Origin of the sequence: Methylorubrum subtropicum (assembly GCF_038442325.1) — a bacterium.
GTDB classification, from domain to species: domain Bacteria; phylum Pseudomonadota; class Alphaproteobacteria; order Rhizobiales; family Beijerinckiaceae; genus Methylobacterium; species Methylobacterium subtropicum.
Window position 1 is genome coordinate 28,748 of the sequence record NZ_JBBXMW010000013.1, and the last position, 17,999, is coordinate 46,746.

The following is a 17,999-nucleotide window of genomic DNA, read 5'->3' on the forward strand; positions in this document are numbered from 1 at the left end:
CCGCCACACTAACGGCGGCAATCCCGCTCAGGAAGGCGCCGCACCCGCGCAGACCGCCCGGAACCGTTTCACCGATGCTCGACCCCGCCGCCATCGTCGCCACGCCCGCTCCGGGCCGGGAATGCGGCCCCTGCACGTTGTGCTGCAAGGTCTACGAGGTGCCCGCGGTCGAGAGCCCGGCCGGGCGCTGGTGCCGGCATCTGAAGCCCGGTGCGGGCTGCGGCATCCACGCGACGCGGCCGGACCATTGCCGGGCGTTCCACTGCCTGTGGATGACGGAGAACTGGATGGGGCCGGAATGGCGGCCTGACCGGGCCAAGATGGTGCTGAGCCTCGACCCCGTGACCCGGTTCATGAACGTGCAGGTCGATCCGGGGCAGGCCAATGCCTGGAAGCGGGCGCCGTATCACGACCAGCTGCGGCGCTGGGCGGCGTCCTCGCTGCCGTTGCGCCGTTACGTCCTCGTCCATGTCGGCCCGAACACCACGGTGGTGCTGCCGGACCGGGACGTGCCGCTCGGGCCCTTCGGCCCCGGCGACCGCTTGGTCACCCGCGAGCGGATGGGGCCGGGCGGGCCGACGGCGGATGTCGAGAAGGTGTCGGCCTGAAGTTCAGGCCATGCAGCGGCCGGGCACCATGCGGCGGGCCTCCGGGCCGGCGAGCGAGCTGATCGGCGTCTCGCAGCCCTCACGGGTCAGGCGCTTGGGCTTGGCCGGCAGCTCCTGCACTTCGCGGGTCGGCGCGGCGGGCTTGACGCGATCGAGCGGGCGCGGCGCGGTGGCGACGCGGATCGGGCTGATGGCGGTGTCGTAGGGGCGCAGACCCGGCAGCGGCGCGGCGGCCGGCGCTTCCATCGCCAAGCGGGACGCGGGGGCCGGCGCGGCGAGCGCGTCGGCACCGTGGCGCACAATCGGCAGGACCATCAGCGTCAGGATCGCAGCAGGACCAGTCACGCCGAGAACGAAGCCGGGCCGAAGCATCTTTGCGATCTCCGAAAGGGGAGCTTGACAGGATGTCGGCACAACGCGGCGATGCGTTCTGCGGTTCCTTCACTGTGCCGCTTCGATGCAGGACAGTATTGGCCGCGTTAACCGGTTGGCGATTCGCGGAGCGCGGGGGCGGCGCGGGCTTCAGGAAACGTTGCAGAAATGCCGCGCGGGCGAAAAAAGCGACCGATCCGGAACCCTCCCCCCGGCGGACCGTTGAGACAGCAACCCGGCCATCTGGTCCTCCCCGCATTCCCCTTGTGCATCGGCCGGAACCTTCTCAACGGGTCGGACAGCAGTCCGGCCCGTTTTTTCTTGGCCGTTCCCCTCCACCGTCATTCCGGGGCGCCGAAGGCGAACCCGGAATCCACCCGTGATGCGCGGCTGCGGATGGCGTCGCGGCAAGTCGTGGATTCCGGGTTCCGCTGCGCGGCCCCGGAATGACGGCGAGGGTTTGGATGCCCGAGCATCACTAAGAACGCGAAGAAGGCGCCGATCCGGGTGGATCGGCGCCTTCTTTGTTCGAATTCAAGAAAAATCAGGCCGAGCGGGCTTCGCGGCGGCGGGCGCTTTGCTGGAAGAACAGCGCTTGGCTGATGACCGCCGAGACGTTCGCCGGCTGGAACGGCTTGGCGATGAGGAAGGCCGGCTCGGGGCGCTCGCCGGTGAGGAAGCGCTCCGGGTAGGCGGTGATGAAGATCACCGGCACCTCGAAGGTCTTGAGCAGGTCATTGACCGCGTCGAGCCCGGACGAGCCGTCGGCGAGCTGGATGTCGGCGAGGATCAGGCCGGGGCGCTTGCTCTCGGAGGCGATCTTGATCGCCTCGGTGCGGGTGCGGGCGACGCCGATGACGTTGTGGCCCAGGCCCTCCACCAGGGCCTCAAGGTCCATCGCGATCAGCGGCTCGTCCTCGATGATGAGGATTTCGGTGGCCATGTCGGCGGCGAGTTCGCGGCCGGCCTCATCGACGAGGTCGCGCACCTTGGCGACGTCCACGTCGAGGATCACGCCGGCATCCTCCTCGGAAAACCCCTCGAGGCAGGAGAGCAGGAAGGCCTGGCGCGGCAGCGGCGTGATCTGGCCGAGGCGGACTTCCGCCGGGAGATCGTGCTGCACCTGCTCGCTGTGACCGTTGACCGAGAGCGAGTTCCAGATCCGGGTGAAGACGCGGAACAGGTCGGCCTTCACGTTGGTCGAGCGGCCGAGCGTCTCGGGCTCGTTGACCAAGGTCTCCAGGGTCGCGGCCACGTAGGCGTCGCCCGCCACCTGGCTGCCGGTGAGGGCGCGGGCGTAGCGGCGCAGGTAAGGCAGGTGCTGCACGACCAGTTGTGCTGTCGACATGGATTCCCCTGAGCCTCTGCGCTCTTCGTCGTTATCAATGCGCCGCTAACGCGGCGGTGCCCCGTCCGTTCCTGAGCCCCCTCGGAACCGAACCCGTGGGGCGGCGTTGCTGCCGAAGCCATGACTCATGTCAAGCCGCAACACAATCGCGGCGAGTCGCTGCGGCACAAGGGGATCGACCGAGGATGAACGAGGACGAGCCGGCCGGCGAACCGGGTGCCGGCGAGCGGCCGGATGCGCCACACCGCAGCGGACTGAGCGACCACACCCAGCAACGCATCGGCAACCAGCTGCGCAGCCTCTACGATTCCCTCGTCCAGCAACCGATCCCCGACCGTTTCCGCGACCTGATCGCGCGCCTCGACGACGAGGCGCCGAACTCGGAAGATTTCGGCGGCGCCTGAGTTCAGTCGCGCCCGAGCATCGCCTTGCCGATGGCGAAGACCCGCCCGTCGCCGAGCAGGTAGGCGGTGAAGCCCTTCGGAAACAGTGGCTCGAAAGCGGCGTCGCGCACGTTGAGCCCGCCGGCAAAGGCGCCGAAGGCCGGCATCACGAGGCGGTACCCGTCACTCATGAAGCAGCGGCGGCGCACCGAACGCCCGCGCATCGAGACCTTGCCGCAAGGGTGGAGATGCCCGGCGATCTCGCCCTCCTCCGCGCCCGCCAGCGGCTCGTGGCGGAGCGTCAGGCCGCCGATCGAAACCGTCTCGCAATAGCGCCCGCCGACGCCCTCGCTCACCGCGGCGTCGTGGTTTCCCGCGATCCAGACCCAGTCGCGGCCCTCCTGCAGGGCGGCGATCAGGGCGCGGTCGCCCGGCTCCATCCGCTCGGGGCCGCGGGCGTCGTGGAAGGAATCGCCGAGCGCCACCACGCAGGCCGGATCGAGCCGCTGCACCGCCTCGTGCAACTGGGCCAGCGTCTCCCGCGTGTCGTAGGGCGGCAGGAACTGACCGGAGCGGGCGGCGAAGGCCGAGCCCTTCTCCAGATGGAGGTCGGAGACGACCAGCGTGCGGTGCTCCGGCAGCCACAGGGCGCCGCTGCGGTCGAGGCTCAGCGCCTCTCCGGCGAGCGACAGGTCGGTGCCCTTCACATTCTTCTCGAGTCGTTGGCTCTGGGCCAAGGTCGCATCCTCACACGTGTCTGAGGGGCGACGCCTAGCCGAGTGCCTCTTCGAGCAACGCGGCTTCGGCCTCGGCCAGGATGTCGTCGGCCCCCTCCCCGTAGACCCGCTCGCGCCCGATTTCGAGCATGACGGAGACGGAGAGCGGCGAGACCCGGTCGAGGGATCGGTGGATGATTCGCCCCCGGATGCGCCTCAGCATCATGCCGAGGCGGGTCACGTCGAGGAGTCCGGTTGCCGCATCCTGCCGCGCGGCGCGCAGGAGCAGGTGGTCGGGCTGGTGGCGGCGCAGCACGTCGTAGATCAGGTCGGTCGAGATCGTGACCTGTCGCCCGGTCTTCTTCTGCCCCGGAAACCGCCGCTCGATCAGCCCGGCGATCACCGCGCATTGGCGGAAGGTGCGCTTCATCATGGCGGATTCGTCGAGCCACGCTTCGAGATCGTCGCCGAGCATGTCCTCGTCGAACAGCGCCTCCACGAAGCCCGGCGAGAGGGCGATGCGCTCGCTCACGTCCTTCGTCATCCAGATGGCGATGCCGTAATCGTTGGCGGCGAACCCGAGCGGGCGCAGGCGCGCGCGCTCCAGCCGGCGCGTCAGCAGCATGCCGAGCGTCTGGTGCGCGAGCCTTCCCTCGAACGGGAAGGCGGTGAGGTAGTAGCGGCCCGAGCGCGGATAGGTCTCGACCAGCAGGTCGCGCTCACCCGGCAGCACCGAGTGACGGCGTTGCTGCGCGAGGTAGGTCGCGAGTTGCGGCGGCAGCCGGTCCCACTCGAACGGGTCGGCGATGATCGCCCGCACCCGCGCGGCCAGGAAGGTCGAGAGGGGAAACTTGGAGCCGGCGTAAGAAGGAATCGCCGGATCGGTGCCGGGGCCGGCGCGGGTGGCCATGCACTCGTCCTCGGCCAGCCCCTCGAAGCGCAGCACCTCGCCCGCGAACAGGAAGGTGTCGCCGGGCGTCAGCGTCTCGCAGAAATCCTCCTCGATCTCGCCGAGCACCCGGCCGGACTTCGGCAGCACCGTGCCGGGTTTTCCGCGCAGCTGCCGGGCGAGCCGGACCTTGACGTGGGTCGATTCGACGATGGTGCCGACATTCATCCGGTATTGCTGCGCCACCCGCGCGTCGCGCACCCTCCACCTGCCGTCCGCGTCTTTCAGGATCTTGGCGAAGCGCTCGTAGGCGCGCAGAGCGTAGCCGCCGGTCGCCACGTAATCGACCACCGCCTCGAAATCCTCCCAGGACAGGCCGGCATAGGGGGCGGCGGAGACGATCTCGTCGTAGAGGTCGAGGGGATCGAAGGCGTCGGCGCAGGCCATGCCGAGCACGTGCTGGGCCAGCACGTCGGGGGCGCCGATGCGGGCGTCGGGGGTGTCCTGCGCGGCCTCCTCCACCGCGTCGAGGGCGGCGCGGCATTCCAGCATCTCGAAACGGTTGCCCGGCACCAGATAGGCCTTGGACGGCTCGTCCATGCGGTGGTTGGCCCGGCCGATGCGCTGCATGATCCGGCTCGCCCCCTTCGGCGCACCGACATTGACCACGAGATCGACGTCGCCCCAGTCGATGCCGAGATCGAGGGTGGCGGTGCAGACGATCGCCCTCAACTGCCCCGCCGCCATCGCGACCTCGACCCGACGGCGCTGCGAGGCGTCGAGGGAGCCGTGGTGGAGGGCGATGGGCAGGGTGTCGTCGTTGAGGTGCCAGAGTTCCTGGAAGGTGTACTCAGCCTGGAGCCGGGTGTTGACGAAGACCAGCACGGTCCGGTGGGTGCGGATCAGGTCGTAGATCGCCGGCATGGCGTGCTTGGCGGTGTGGCCGGCGAGCGGTAGCGTGCGGCCGATGTCGAGCATGTGCAGGTCGGCCTTGGCGCCGCCAGTGGCGACCACGAGGTCGGCCATGAAGGGCGCCGAAGTATTCACTCTCAACGCCGCCGCGGCATCCCCTCCCCCCTCTGCGGGGGAGGGTGGCCCCCGAAGGGGGTCGGGAGAGGGGAGCGACGCTTCCGAGGATTTCGCGTCGATGGCGGCCAAGCGGAGGCGTGGTTCCCCTCTCCCGTCCGCTCCGCGGACACCCTCCCCCACCCAAGTCGGGCTTGCCCGACTTGGGTCTTCATTTGCGAAATTCGGGCAAGCCCGAAGTTCGTTGGGGGGAGGGTTTTGGTGTTGCGCCACCAAATACTTTCGCAACTCGTCCGGCTCACGCACGGTCGCCGAGAGCCCAATGGCCCTTAGCCCCGGCGCCAGCCGGCGCAATCGCGCCAGCGCCAGTGCCAGCAGATCCCCCCGCTTCGACGTGACGAGCGCGTGCAACTCGTCCAGCACCACCGTCCGCAGCCCTGCGAAAAACCCCTCCGCCTCGCGATGCGCCAGCAGCAGCGAAAGCTGCTCCGGCGTCGTCAGAAGGATATCCGGCGGGCGGGTGATCTGGCGGGTGCGCTTGTGGGCCGGGGTGTCACCGGTGCGGGTCTCGACCGTGACCGGCAGGTTCATCCCGGCGATCGGCGCATCGAGGTTGCGGGCGATGTCGACGGCGAGCGCCTTGAGCGGCGAGACGTAGAGCGTGTGCAGTCCGCGCTTGCCCCTCCCCTTCTCGCTCAGCTCGACGAGGCTCGGCAGGAAGCCCGCCAGCGTCTTGCCGGCCCCAGTCGGCGCCACGAGCAGCGCCGAGCGCCCGGCCTGCACGGTCGCCAACAGTTCGAGCTGATGCGGGCGCGGCTGCCAGCCGCGGGCGGCGAACCAGTCGGCGAAACGCGGCGGGAGATCGGAGGGGGGCACGCCGCTCAGGTAAGGCGCCGGGCCCGGTCCGCCACCCGCGTCACGCCAGCGCCATCAGAAACCGGTCGATCAGCTCAAGCGCCCGCTCGGTGAGCGGGCCGGGATAGCGCACGAAGACGTGGCAGCCCCCGGCATAGACCGCGGTGTGGCCGCCGTTGCCGGCCGCCGCCCAGCGGGCCGACATATAGAGCGTGTCGTCCAGGAGCGGGTCGGCGGTGCCGACGGTGAAGAGCGCGGGCGGCAGCCCCTTCAGCTCGGCGTAGAGCGGCGACACATCGGGGCGGCGCCGGTCGATGCCCTCGCGGACATAGCCGTCGGCGAAGCGCTCCAGATCGGTGGAGTTGATGACGAGGCGTTCCTCGCCCCACAGCCGCACGCTCGGGGTCAGGCCGAGATCGTAGAAGCCGGCATTGAGGTTGGCGCCCCGGAAGGCGCGCGGCAGATCGTGCCGGTCGCGCAGGCGCAGCAGCACCATCACGGCGAGATGCGCGCCGACCGATTCGCCGCCGATGGTCAGCGCGGTGACGCCGAGTTCAGCCCGGCCCGGCCCGGCGAGCCAGAGGGCGGCGGCCTCGCAATCCTCCAGCGCCGCCGGATAGGGATGCTCGGGCGCCAGCCGATACTCGACCGAGAGACAGACGAAGCCGCAGGCATCGGCGATGCGCTCCAGCCACGGGTCCTGCTCGTCGGCCGCGCCCCAGACCCAGCCGCCGCGGTGGATGTGGAGATAGGCGCCGCGCGGCTTGGCTCTGGGCCGGATGACGCGAAGCGCCAGCGGGCCGCCGGGTCCGTCGATGGTCAGCGTCTCGGCGCGGGCGCTGCGCGGCATGGCCGGCGAGGCCTTGGTGCCCTCGCGGCGGCGGGCGCGTACGTCGGCGATCGGCAGCGACCACGGGTCGGGCTGCGCCGCATGGGCGGCCACGATCTCGGCGTTGAGCGCCTTGGTCTCCGGATCGATCGTCGCCGGGTCGAACAGGGCGTGGTCGATCATGGGCCTTTCTCGGGTTTCAACTCGGCAGCAGCCCGCCATCTTGAGCGGAACGCGCCCCGGTGCCATCTGGCAGAGGCCGCGAAAGCGTCCAACGACGGATCGGGGCGCGCGGTTTCACACGGCTGTGGCGGCGGAGCAACGCACGCGCAGGCTGGTGGCTGGGGATGAAGGACCGGAACGGCATGATCGGCGATCACGACACGCGGCGCGGCCTGCCTCCGGGACCGGGCGGCTACGCCGACCCGCGCTACGGCGCCCCGCGCCCCCGCTCGGCCCTCAACCGATTCCTCGGCGGCTCGCCTGCGGCGGTGGCGGTCAAGCTGCTGTTCCTGTCGGTGCTGGTCGGCGCCGTGATGGCGATGCTCGGGCTCACGCCGGGCCTGCTGTTCTGGCAGGGCTACGACCTCGTGCGCCAGCTGATCGACCTCGGCTTCGACACCTTCCACGATTTCGGCCGCTGGGTGCTGGCCGGCGCCGCGGTGGTGGTGCCGATCTGGTTCATCGCGCGGCTGCTGTCGGCGTCGCGGGAGCGGTGAAACACCCCGTCATTCCGGGGCTCGCCATGGGCGAGAACCCGGAACCGGAGGGGCGCGCCGGAGGCGTGCAATCCACCCGTGATGCGCGGCTGTACGAAGCGTCGCGGCCAGTCGTGGTTTCCGGGTTCCGCTGCGCGGCCCCGGAATGACGGTGGCGAAGGCAGAAGCAGGTGTGGCCCGGCCTGCGACGCGGAACCGATTGCGCGGCGATCTGGTACGGTTCTAAGAACGGCGCCCTAACTAGCCGCCAGCCTCAAAGAAAAATCAGACCGAGGACGCGCCGTGCAGACCAGCTTCTCCCCCGAGCAGCTCGCCGATCCCGCCATGGCGGCCTCGGAGAAAATCCTGCGCACCTGCGTGCATTGCGGCTTCTGCACCGCGACCTGCCCGACCTACCTGCTGCTCGGCGACGAACTCGATTCCCCGCGCGGTCGCATCTACCTCATCAAGGACATGCTGGAGGGCGGCAAGGCGGCGAGCCGCGAGGTGGTCAAGCACGTCGATCGCTGCCTCTCGTGCCTGTCCTGCATGACGACCTGCCCGTCGGGAGTGCATTACATGCACCTCGTCGATCACGCCCGCACCCACATCGAGAAGACCTACAAGCGCCCGCTTAGCGACCGGCTGCTGCGCTCGGTGCTGGCCTTCGTGCTGCCCTATCCGAACCGCTTCCGCCTCGCGCTCCTCGGCGCCAAAATCGGCGCGCCGTTCCGCCCGCTGATCGCCCGGGTGCCGCGCGTCGGCAACCGGCTCGCGGCGATGCTCGACCTCGCGCCCGCCGAGCTGCCCAACCGCAACCGGTTCGACCGGCCCGGTGTCTTTCCCGCCGACACCTCGGCGCAGGAGGTCAGCGACCTGTTTCAGACCGGCCGCGATTCCGGGCCGGGGAAGCGCCGCGGCCGGGTCGCGCTGCTGCGCGGCTGTGCGCAAAGCGTGCTGCGGCCGGACTTCAACGAGGCGGCGATCCGCCTGCTCAACCGCCACGGCGTCGAGGTGGTGCAGCCCAAGGGCGAAGGCTGCTGCGGAGCGCTGACCCACCACATGGGCAAGGAGGACTCCTCCCACGGCCACGCCAAGCGCACCATCGACGCCTGGATCGCCGAGATGGACCGCGACGGCCTCGACGCGATCATCGTGACGGCGTCAGGCTGCGGCACGACGATCAAGGATTACGGCTTCATGTTCCGCGACGACCCGGCTTACGCCGAGAAGGCGAAGCGGGTCTCGAGCATCGCCAAGGACGTGACCGAGTACATGGCCGAGATCGGCCTGCTGCCGCCGGTGGAGGACACCGACCTCGTGGTGGCCTACCACTCCGCCTGCTCGATGCAGCATGGGCAAGCCATCCGCACCGAGCCGAAGACGCTGCTGAAGAAGGCGGGCTTCACCGTGAAGGACGTGCCCGAGGGCCACATCTGCTGCGGCTCGGCGGGCACCTACAACATCCTCCAGCCCGAAATCGCCAACCGGCTGCGCGAGCGCAAGGTCGCCAACATCGAGCGGATGCAGCCCGACCTCATCGCCACCGGCAATATCGGCTGCGCCACGCAGATCGGGAAGGGCACCGAGATCCCGATCGTCCACACCGTCGAACTGCTCGATTGGGCGACCGGCGGCCCGCGCCCGGAGGCGCTCGACCGGATGCGCCCGGCCGCCGTTTCCGCGCCTAAGCCCTTGGCCGTGCACGCCTGAGGCGGCGCGCGGCGCGGCGCTTTCACCCAGGGATGGCGGCGGGGGCTTCCTTGACCCCGCTGCAGGTGCGAATTACGCCGCAACCTCCCCAGGTCCGGAATCGTTTGCGTCCCTGATGACTGATGAACCCGCAGCACCGCCCGTCGTCCTCCTCGTCGAAGACGATGGCCTGCTGCTGATGGAGGCCTCGGACACGCTCGCCGAGGCCGGCTTCGACGTGCTGGAAGCCCCCCACGCCGACAAGGCGCTCGCCGTGCTCAAGGACCGACCCGACGTCGAGATCCTGATGACCGACGTCGACATGCCGATGGGCTCGATGGACGGTTTCGCCCTGGCCCGCGTGGTCGCGCATCGCTGGCCGGAGATTCCGGTGCTGATCGTCTCCGGCATGGGCACCCCCGGCCCCGGCGACATGCCGGAGGGCGCGCAGTTCATTCCGAAGCCCTACGCGCCGACCATGCTGGTGCGGACGCTGAAGGCCTGCCTCAAGCGCGCGGCCTGATTCTCGGGGACACACCCTCACCGTCATTCCGGGGCCGCGTAGCGGAACCCGGAATCCACCCGTGATGCGGGATGCCCGGCTGAAGCTGCACCGTCGCGGCCAGTTGTGGATCCCGGGTTCGCCTTCGGCGCCCCGGAATGACGGTGGTCGAAACAAGGGGCGGTTAGATTGCGACGACGGCCGTCGCCGCAGCCCTGTCTCCCCACCACGCGGGGTTTCACCGAACCGCGTTTCGCGGCAGAAGACCGGCCACACCGCCATCGTCAGGTCGAACCATGAGCCCGGAGCCTAAAACCTACCGTCTCGCCACGCAGGCGGTCCATGCCGGGGCCGCGCCCGATCCCGCCACGGGCGCGCGGGCGCAGCCGATCTACTTCACCAACGGCTTCGTGTTCGATTCGACGGAGCAGGCCGCCGACATCTTCGCCATGCGCAAGACCGGCTTCTCCTACTCGCGCGGCTCGAACCCCACGGTCGCCGCGCTGGAGCGCCGGGTCGCCGCGCTGGAGGGCGCCAAGGCGGCCGTTGCCGTGTCGTCCGGCCAGTCGGCTGTGCTGCTCGTGATGATGACGCTGATGCAGTCGGGCGACGCCTACGTCGCCTCGCCGCGCCTGTTCGGCGGCTCGCTCGGCCTGATGCGCCGGCTGGAGGGCCGCTACGACCTTACGCCCCACTTCGCCGCCGACCTGACGCCGGAAGCGTTCGAGGCCGCGATCACGCCCGACACCAAGGCGATCATCTGCGAGTCGATCGTCAACCCCTGCGCCACCGTGATGGACATCGAGGGCATCGCCGCGGTCGCGAGGAAGCACGGCCTGCCGCTCGTCATCGACAACACGCTGGCCTCGCCCGCGCTCATCCGCCCGATCGAGTACGGCGCCGACATCGTCGTCCACTCGACCTCGAAATTTTTGGGCGGCTCGGGGCAGGTGATCGGCGGCATGATCTGCGACGCCGGCACGTTCGATTGGGCCTCGAAAGGCTCGCGCTACAACCTCATCAACGATCCCTGGCCGGACTATGACGGCCTGATCGTCAGCCAGCGCTTCCCCGAGATCTCCTTCGCGGTCGCCTGCCGCCTGTTCGGCCTGCGCGACCTCGGGCCGGGCCTGTCGCCGATGAACGCCTTCCTGACGCTCACCGGCATCGAGACCCTGCCGCTGCGCATGGCGCGCCACTGCGCCAACGCGAAGCAGATCGCCGCCTTCCTCAAGGACCATCCGGCGGTGGAGTGGGTGAGCTATCCGGCGCTCCCCGGCCAGTCCGGCGAGGCGCTGGCCAACCGCTACTGCCCGCAGGGGCCGGGCTCGATCTTCACCTTCGCGCTCAAAGGGGGCGAGCCGGCCGCGCTGAAGTTCATCGCCGCGCTCGAACTCGTCTCGCACCTCGTCAACATCGGCGAGATCAAGACGCTGGCGATCCACCCGGCCACCACCACCCATCGGCAGCTGCGCGCCGAGGAGCGCGCGGCGGCCTGCGTCGGGCCGGAGACGGTGCGCCTGTCGATCGGCCTCGAAGACCCCGAGGACCTGATCGCCGACATCGAGCAGGCGCTGGCCAAGGTCGCCTGAGCCATGCGCCGCCTCCTCGCCGTTCTCGCTCTCCTCGGGCTCGGCGCGGGCGGCGTCGTGGCCGCCGACTATCTCCAGATCGGCCGCACCGAGCCGCCGCTGGTGCCCGAGCCCGAGCGGGCCGACCGCATCCTCGTGGAGAAGGCGGCCCGCCGCCTGACGCTCCTCCGCGGCGACACGGTGCTCGCCACCTACCCGGTCTCGCTCGGCTTCACGCCCACGGGCCACAAGACCCGCGAGGGCGACGGCCGCACGCCCGAGGGCGTCTACGCGATCTCGTATCGCAACCCGCGCAGCGTCGCCCACCTCTCGCTCAAGGTCTCCTACCCCTCCCCCGCCGACACCGCGGCAGCGCAGGCCCGCGGCGAGCCGCCCGGCGGCGACATCATGATTCACGGCCTGATGAACGGGTTCTCCTGGGCCGGGACGCTGCACCGGATGATGGACTGGACCCAGGGCTGCGTCGGCGTGACCAACGCCGAGATGCGCGAGATTTTCTCGAAGGTCGATGTCGGTACGCCGATAGAGATCCGGCCCTGAGGGGTTCGGACATCGCGCGCGGAGCCTCCGATCCATCCCCCTCATCCTGAGGTGCGCAGCGAAGCGGAGCCTCGAAGGAGGGCTCCAGTGATCGCCGAGACTTCTGGAGCCCTCCTTCGAGGCCGCTGACGCGGCACATCAGGATGAGGGCGATGGGTGGGATAAACCGGTACCGTCTCTCAGAAATGCGTGCCGATCCGCAGCCGCACCTGATGCCGGTCGAAGTTCGTCAGGTCGCGATCCTGGCCAGCCCGCGCCTCGCTGCCCGCCACCTGCGTCCCCCAGGTGAACGAGACCCACGTCTCCTCCGTCAGTTCCCGGTAGAACGTCGGACCCACATACACCGCCTGTCCGGCGAAGCGGTCGAGGCCGAGGCCGGAATAGGCGCGGAGGTAGCGGGCCTCCAGGCCGAGGAAGAAGCCCGGCCCGAAGCGCTTGGCCACCGCGCCGGCGACTTCGAGGTTCGAGGCCTGCTGGTCGCCCGCGATTCCGTCGAGCCGTGAGCGGCCGAGCGCGTAGACCACGTTGAGGCCGGCCACGACCTCACCCGGCACGATCTCCCGGTCCATCAGCAGTCCGGTCTCGATCGAGAGGCCGCGGGCGCCGAGCCCCGTCGCCGCATCGAGCCGGATCGCGCCGATCACCGTGTTGAGGGTCAGCCCGAACGGAGCCTCGTCGCGGGTGAAAATCCGCGCCCGCGTCTCGATGAAGCCGCCGGCCAGCGCCGCGACCTCGCGGTCGTCGAGGCCCGGCACGCCGCGCATCGTGTAGCCCGCGAAGGCCAGCCCCGGCGCGAGGCGGAAGCGGTCGCTCAGCGGCACCTTCAGTACCAGGGCGGAATCGAGCGCGCGAAAGGCGCCGCCGCGCTTGCCGAGCCGCGCCGTGGTCTCGGATTCCAGTTCCTTCTCCGGAGGCGCGCCGATGTCCGAGCCCTCGGTGAAGCCGAAAAGATGCTCGGTGTCGATGCCGTGACCGGAAGCTGAGGCCGGGGCGGCGGACAGCAGCAGGGCGGCGAGTGCCGGGATGAACCGGGAGGGAAGGCGCTTCAAGGCGGGCTCGCACCGATCAATATGCATGTTGCTATATCTGATAGGCGGAGCGCAAACTTACAGTCAAGGCTGAGTCGCACCATTCCGGGCAGGCGGTGAGATCGGGGTGGGTCGCCAAGGCTGCCGCGGGAAAAAAATCGCCTTCGGGCGGCCTCTCCCCATATGCCGACGCGACGCAGCTACGGAGAACGCTCGATGCGCGCCTACGAGATGTCCGCCGCCAAGGGACTGGAGAGTTGGAGCCTGAGTGAGCGCGAAAAGCCCGAGCCGGGGCGCGGGCAGGTGCTGGTGCGGATGCGCGCCGCCGCGCTCAACTACCGCGACCTGCTGATCGCCCGGAACCGCTACCCGTTCGCGGTCAATCTCGACCGGCTGATCCCGGTCTCGGACGGGGCCGGCGAGGTCGTCGCCATCGGCGAGGGCGTGCGCCGGTTTCGGGGCGGCGAGCGGGTCGCCGCCATCTTCGCGCAGAGCTGGCTCGGCGGCGCGCAGGTGGACGATATGTGGCACACGGCGCTGGGCGGGGCCATCGACGGGGTGCTCGCCGAATATCAGGTCTTCGATGCCGACGGCCTCGTGCGCCTGCCCGACCATCTGAGTTTCGAGGAGGGCGCCACCCTCCCCTGCGCCGCCGTGACGGCCTGGAACTCTCTCTACGGCTGCAAGCCGCTCAAGGCCGGCGAGACCGTGCTGGCGCTCGGCACCGGCGGCGTTTCGGTGTTCGCGATCCAACTCGCAAAGGCCGCCGGGGCGCGGGTGATCGCGACCTCATCGAGCGACGCCAAGCTGGAGCGGGCCAAGGCGCTCGGCGCGCACGAGACGGTCAACTACCGCAGCCATCCCGAATGGGAGCGCGAGGTGCGCCGCCTGACCGATGGTGCGGGCGTCGATCACGTGGTGGAGGTCGGCGGCACCGGCACGCTGCCGCGCTCCATCGCCTCGACCAGGGCCGGCGGGCATATCGGGCTGATCGGCCTGCTCGCCGAGGGCGAGGCGATCGACCCCCTGGCGATCCTGGGTGCGAGCTGCCTCGTGCGCGGCGTCGCGGTCGGCTCGCGGGAGATGTTCGAGGACATGAACCGGGTGATCGCGCTGCACGGGATCGCGCCGGTCATCGACCGCACCTTCGCCTTCGAGGAGGCGCCCGCGGCCCTCGCCGCGCTCGCCGAGGCGAGCCATGTCGGCAAGATCGTGATCCGGATCGACTAATCGGTCCCATTGCGGGGCTTCAACGCCCGCAGGGCCCCGCGGAAGGTGCGCACGTCCTGCTCGGTCATGCTCATGCGGTGGAGCATATCGCGCATGTTGCGGGCGATGATCTCGCGCTTCTCCGGCGGGTAGAACCCGGCCCGCTCCAGCGTCGCCTCAAGGCTCGCGAAAAGCGACAGCAGCGCCTCCCGCGTGGCGGGGGGCGACAGCATCTCGCCGGAGAAGCGCAGGGTCGCGAGGCCGGCGGCGCGGCGCCACTCGTAGCCCATCAGCAGCACGGCCTGGGCGAGGTTGAGCGAGGGGAATTCCTCCGTGACCGGAAACGTCACGATTGCGTCGGCGAGCGACACCTCGTCGTTGGTGAGCCCGACCCGCTCGCGCCCGAACATCAGCCCGATCCGCTCACCCCGCCCGATCCGCCCGGCCACCTCCGCCATGGCGGGCTCGGGCGCGAAGACGCGCTTCATCTGCCCGCGCTCGCGCGCCGTGGTGGCGAACAGGGCGTGGAGGTCGGCGATCGCTTCGGGGAGCGTGGCGTAGACCTTGGCCCCGTCGAGCACGTGGGTCGCGCCGGAGGCCGCCTCGCGCACGCCCTTCTTCGGCCAGCCGTTCTTCGGCGCAACCAGCCGCAGCTCGGACAAGCCGAAATTCGCCATGGCGCGGGCGGTCATGCCGATGTTCTCCGCGAGTTGCGGCTCGACCAGGATGACGATGGGGGCGGTCATGGGCGTTGGTTCGCGCGTCGGGTTCGGGGGCGATGGCGCGCGTGATGTCATCAATCCGCGGCGAGGGCCATGGCGTCCCAGTCCTGCGCGCCGTTCAGGACGTGAAGGATTTCGATCTCGTCCCCTCGGACCCGATAGAAGATCAGATAGGATTTGTGCACGCGTTTGCGGATACCGCGGCGGCGGTCGCGCTCGATCAGCGGGAAGCCTTCGGGCGCGTCGGCGATTCGCTCGGCGCAAGCGACCAACTCATCGACGAAGCTGACGGCACGGCGCGGGTTGTCGCGGGCGATGTAGTCGCCGATCGCTTCGAGGTCGGCCAGAGCCGCCTCGGAGAAGACGACCTTCATCCCTTCCGCGCCGACGACGCGTCCAACGCCTCGTACTTTGCGATCAGGCGTGACCGAACCTCGTCGGCCGGTATCACGCGGCCGGCATCGGCGTCCGCGATGCCACGGTCCAGGGCAGCATCGAGCGCCGCGAGGCGTTTCTCACGCTCCTCGATCAGCCTGACGCCTTCACGTAGAACGTCCGAACGGGAACCGTAGCGCCCCTCGCGCACGAGAGAGGCGACGTAGCTCTCGATGTGGGGGCCGAGATCGGCGCTGCCGGACATAAGCCTCTCGCTGACGCGGTGACGCGTCATGATATCTGCGACGACCGCGCAGTCCAAGCGGAGCGCGCCGCCAGCGAAGCCGGCGGCGCAAACTCTCCAATAAACTCAGATCTTCCCGTCCAACCCCATCTGGTAATACTTGTGGACGATCTTGTCCTGGTTCTCCAACAGCCAGTCGATCGACGGCTCGTTGGTCATGGCCTTGCGGATCGCCTCGGTCATGCCGCGGCGCTGGATGTCGAACAGGGCCTTGTGGTCGATGTTCTGGTCCTGGATGATGCCGGGGCTGAGCCAGACCGAGCAGATGATGCCGAGATCGTTGGCCTTCTCCTTGGGGATGTAGCCGGCGCGCACGGCGTCCAGCACGCCGTTGGCGATGGCGTACTGCACCGTGCCCATCAGGATCGAGGTGTACTTGTTCTCGGTCACGCTCACCTTGGAGACGCACAGCGTCACCGGGCGCACCATGATGTCGGTGTTGAGCAGCGCGAACACGCGGGAATGGCCGACCACCTGATCGCCGGTGAGGGTCGCGAGCGCGGTGCCGACCGGCCCGTCGAGTTCGCCGATGATGACCTCGGGCTCGGCGGCGGTGTTGGGCGGGCCGCCCGCGACGAGGGCTTCGCCGGCGCGTAGGATGATGCGGTCGCTCATGGTGTCTCCTTAAAGCCTTGATCCGGCGCGGGTCGTCGCAGCGCCGGGCGGGTTTGTCCAGGCCGGATAAGGCGATGCGGCCCCGCGCGCTTGTCCGGAAGCGACGCCGACTCGGGTCGGCCCTCCGATCTGGCGCGGTTCTCGCGTCAGAAGTGTGCAAGCGGGGCGGTGACAGAATCGCCCATCCGAAACAGCCCGTCGCGGCCCGACTTTGTCGTGTTGCTGCGCTGCGTTATAGGGGCGGCGACGAGGTTCCGGGACGACGCGGACGGCAGCCGGCCGGGCGCGTAGGCGCCCGGGTCACTGAGGGACCGACATGGCGAAGATCAAGGTGGCCAATCCGGTCGTCGAACTCGACGGCGACGAGATGACCCGGATCATCTGGGCGGAGATCAAGAACAAGCTCATCCACCCCTACCTCGATCTCGATCTCGACTATTACGATCTCGGCGTCGAGCACCGCGACGCGACGGGCGATCAGGTCACGGTCGATGCGGCCGAGGCGATCAAGCGCCACGGCGTCGGCGTGAAATGCGCCACGATCACGCCGGACGAGGCCCGCGTCGAGGAGTTCAAGCTTAAGGAGATGTGGCGCTCGCCCAACGGCACGATCCGCAACATCCTCGGCGGCGTCATCTTCCGCGAGCCGATCATCTGCTCGAACGTGCCGCGCCTCGTGCCGGGCTGGACCCAGCCCTTCGTCATCGGCCGCCACGCCTACGGCGACCAGTACCGCGCCACCGACTTCAAGGTGCCGGGCAAGGGCCGCCTGACGATCAAGTTCGAGGGCGACGACGGCACCGTCATCGAGAAGGAGGTGTTCAAGTTCCCGGACGCTGGCGTCGCGATGTCGATGTACAACCTCGACCAGTCGATCATCGACTTCGCCCGCGCCTCGTTCAACTACGGCCTCGCGCGCAAGTACCCGGTCTACCTGTCGACCAAGAACACCATCCTCAAGGTCTATGACGGCCGGTTCAAGGACCTGTTCCAGAAGGTGTTCGACGAGGAGTTCAAGTCGAAGTTCCAGTCGCTCGGGCTGGTCTACGAGCACCGCTTGATCGACGACATGGTGGCCTCATGCCTCAAGTGGTCGGGCGGCTATGTCTGGGCGTGCAAGAACTACGACGGCGACGTGCAGTCGGATACCGCAGCGCAGGGCTTCGGCTCGCTCGGCCTGATGACCTCGGTGCTGATGACGCCGGACGGCCAGACCGTCGAGGCCGAGGCCGCCCACGGCACGGTGACGCGCCACTTCCGCGAGCACCAGAAGGGCAAGGCGACCTCGACCAACTCGATCGCCTCGATCTTCGCCTGGACCCGCGGCCTGTCGCACCGGGCCAAGCTCGACGACAACGGCGATCTGGCCAAGTTCGCCGCCACGCTGGAGAAGGTCTGCGTCGACACCGTCGAGGCCGGTCACATGACGAAGGATCTGGCGCTGCTGGTCGGCCCGGATCAGAAGTGGCTGACGACGAACGGGTTCCTCGACAAGGTCGATGAGAACCTGAAGGCCGCGATGGCGTAACGCCACCGCTCAACCCTCTCCCCTCCGCGGGAGAGGGTGCCCGCGGAGCGGGCGGGTGAGGGGCCGGCTCCGCATTATCCGGCATCGTCGCTCCCCTCTCCCGCCTCGCATCCGCGAGGCACCCTCCCCCGCGGAGGGGGGAGGGTTTTTAGGCGGCGACGCGCTCCG

At 69.3% G+C, this 17,999-nt stretch carries 19 protein-coding genes; 9 read left to right on the forward strand and 10 right to left on the reverse strand.

The genetic code is table 11. The features are described 5' to 3' along the window. Positions 1-74 precede the first annotated feature (74 nt). Complete coding sequence (locus AAHG03_RS17760) at positions 75-608, forward strand: hypothetical protein (RefSeq protein ID WP_342152086.1); 534 nt, start codon at positions 75-77, stop codon at positions 606-608. A 3-nt stretch (positions 609-611) separates the two neighbouring features. Here AAHG03_RS17760 and AAHG03_RS17765 read toward each other — a convergent pair whose 3' ends face one another. Together AAHG03_RS17765 and AAHG03_RS17770 are read right to left on the reverse strand one after the other, a co-directional pair. Beyond that, entirely contained in the window at positions 612-980 is a 369-nt protein-coding gene (locus tag AAHG03_RS17765) for a hypothetical protein (RefSeq protein ID WP_342152087.1), read from the reverse strand. A 544-nt stretch (positions 981-1,524) separates the two neighbouring features. Beyond that, complete coding sequence (locus AAHG03_RS17770; protein ID WP_342152089.1) at positions 1,525-2,328, reverse strand: response regulator; 804 nt, start codon at positions 2,326-2,328, stop codon at positions 1,525-1,527. Positions 2,329-2,513: 185 nt separating this feature from the next. On the opposite strand from AAHG03_RS17770, the gene AAHG03_RS17775 reads away from it, so the two are divergent. Further along, positions 2,514-2,732 (forward strand): NepR family anti-sigma factor, encoded by a 219-nt coding sequence (locus AAHG03_RS17775; protein WP_342152091.1) that lies wholly within the window; start codon positions 2,514-2,516, stop codon positions 2,730-2,732. 2 nt (positions 2,733-2,734) lie between these two features. On the opposite strand, the gene pdeM is transcribed toward AAHG03_RS17775, so the two are convergent. From pdeM to AAHG03_RS17790, 3 genes are read right to left on the reverse strand one after another with little or no spacing between them, the layout of a single operon-like run. Continuing rightward, positions 2,735-3,448 carry a ligase-associated DNA damage response endonuclease PdeM gene (gene pdeM / locus AAHG03_RS17780; RefSeq protein ID WP_342152092.1) on the reverse strand — a complete coding sequence of 238 codons (714 nt, stop codon included), beginning with the start codon at positions 3,446-3,448 and terminating at the stop codon, positions 2,735-2,737. Between the two features lie 34 nt (positions 3,449-3,482). Continuing rightward, positions 3,483-6,218 carry a ligase-associated DNA damage response DEXH box helicase gene (locus tag AAHG03_RS17785; protein WP_342152093.1) on the reverse strand — a complete coding sequence of 912 codons (2,736 nt, stop codon included), beginning with the start codon at positions 6,216-6,218 and terminating at the stop codon, positions 3,483-3,485. Positions 6,219-6,258: 40 nt separating this feature from the next. After that, entirely contained in the window at positions 6,259-7,209 is a 951-nt protein-coding gene (locus AAHG03_RS17790) for an alpha/beta hydrolase (RefSeq protein WP_342152094.1), read from the reverse strand. A 182-nt stretch (positions 7,210-7,391) separates the two neighbouring features. Here AAHG03_RS17790 and AAHG03_RS17795 point away from each other — a divergent pair, with 182 nt between their 5' ends. From AAHG03_RS17795 to AAHG03_RS17815, 5 genes are all read left to right on the forward strand, one after another. Further along, positions 7,392-7,745 (forward strand): DUF6460 domain-containing protein, encoded by a 354-nt coding sequence (locus tag AAHG03_RS17795; protein WP_342152095.1) that lies wholly within the window; start codon positions 7,392-7,394, stop codon positions 7,743-7,745. A gap of 282 nt (positions 7,746-8,027) precedes the next feature. Next, positions 8,028-9,437 (forward strand): heterodisulfide reductase-related iron-sulfur binding cluster, encoded by a 1,410-nt coding sequence (locus AAHG03_RS17800; protein ID WP_342152096.1) that lies wholly within the window; start codon positions 8,028-8,030, stop codon positions 9,435-9,437. 115 nt (positions 9,438-9,552) lie between these two features. Continuing rightward, positions 9,553-9,939, forward strand: a complete 387-nt coding sequence (locus AAHG03_RS17805) for a response regulator (protein ID WP_342152097.1) — start codon at positions 9,553-9,555, stop codon at positions 9,937-9,939. Between the two features lie 275 nt (positions 9,940-10,214). Continuing rightward, the gene (locus AAHG03_RS17810; protein WP_342152098.1) at positions 10,215-11,510 is read left to right on the forward strand and encodes an O-acetylhomoserine aminocarboxypropyltransferase/cysteine synthase family protein; all 1,296 of its coding nucleotides are present in this window, start codon (positions 10,215-10,217) and stop codon (positions 11,508-11,510) included. A 3-nt stretch (positions 11,511-11,513) separates the two neighbouring features. Then, entirely contained in the window at positions 11,514-12,050 is a 537-nt protein-coding gene (locus AAHG03_RS17815; RefSeq protein WP_342152099.1) for a L,D-transpeptidase family protein, read from the forward strand. 179 nt (positions 12,051-12,229) lie between these two features. Here AAHG03_RS17815 and AAHG03_RS17820 read toward each other — a convergent pair whose 3' ends face one another. Beyond that, a complete protein-coding gene (locus tag AAHG03_RS17820; RefSeq protein ID WP_342152100.1) occupies positions 12,230-13,099 on the reverse strand; it encodes a hypothetical protein in 870 nt (289 codons plus the stop codon). A 195-nt stretch (positions 13,100-13,294) separates the two neighbouring features. Here AAHG03_RS17820 and AAHG03_RS17825 point away from each other — a divergent pair, with 195 nt between their 5' ends. Then, entirely contained in the window at positions 13,295-14,308 is a 1,014-nt protein-coding gene (locus AAHG03_RS17825; RefSeq protein ID WP_342152102.1) for a zinc-dependent alcohol dehydrogenase family protein, read from the forward strand. On the opposite strand, the gene AAHG03_RS17830 is transcribed toward AAHG03_RS17825, so the two are convergent. The 4 genes from AAHG03_RS17830 to AAHG03_RS17845 all read right to left on the reverse strand — a co-directional run bounded on the left by AAHG03_RS17830 (position 14,305) and on the right by AAHG03_RS17845 (position 16,303). Beyond that, positions 14,305-15,033, reverse strand: a complete 729-nt coding sequence (locus AAHG03_RS17830; protein WP_342152103.1) for an RNA methyltransferase — start codon at positions 15,031-15,033, stop codon at positions 14,305-14,307. The genes AAHG03_RS17825 and AAHG03_RS17830 overlap by 4 nt on opposite strands. Positions 15,034-15,083: 50 nt before the next feature. Further along, positions 15,084-15,383, reverse strand: a complete 300-nt coding sequence (locus AAHG03_RS17835) for a type II toxin-antitoxin system RelE/ParE family toxin (protein WP_342152104.1) — start codon at positions 15,381-15,383, stop codon at positions 15,084-15,086. Then, the gene (locus AAHG03_RS17840; RefSeq protein WP_342152237.1) at positions 15,380-15,649 is read right to left on the reverse strand and encodes a type II toxin-antitoxin system ParD family antitoxin; all 270 of its coding nucleotides are present in this window, start codon (positions 15,647-15,649) and stop codon (positions 15,380-15,382) included. The genes AAHG03_RS17835 and AAHG03_RS17840 overlap by 4 nt, the downstream gene beginning before the upstream one ends. A 105-nt stretch (positions 15,650-15,754) precedes the next feature. Beyond that, entirely contained in the window at positions 15,755-16,303 is a 549-nt protein-coding gene (locus AAHG03_RS17845) for a formaldehyde-activating enzyme (RefSeq protein ID WP_056246899.1), read from the reverse strand. Between the two features lie 316 nt (positions 16,304-16,619). Here AAHG03_RS17845 and AAHG03_RS17850 point away from each other — a divergent pair, with 316 nt between their 5' ends. Continuing rightward, the gene (locus tag AAHG03_RS17850; RefSeq protein WP_342152105.1) at positions 16,620-17,831 is read left to right on the forward strand and encodes an NADP-dependent isocitrate dehydrogenase; all 1,212 of its coding nucleotides are present in this window, start codon (positions 16,620-16,622) and stop codon (positions 17,829-17,831) included. Positions 17,832-17,999 lie beyond the last annotated feature (168 nt).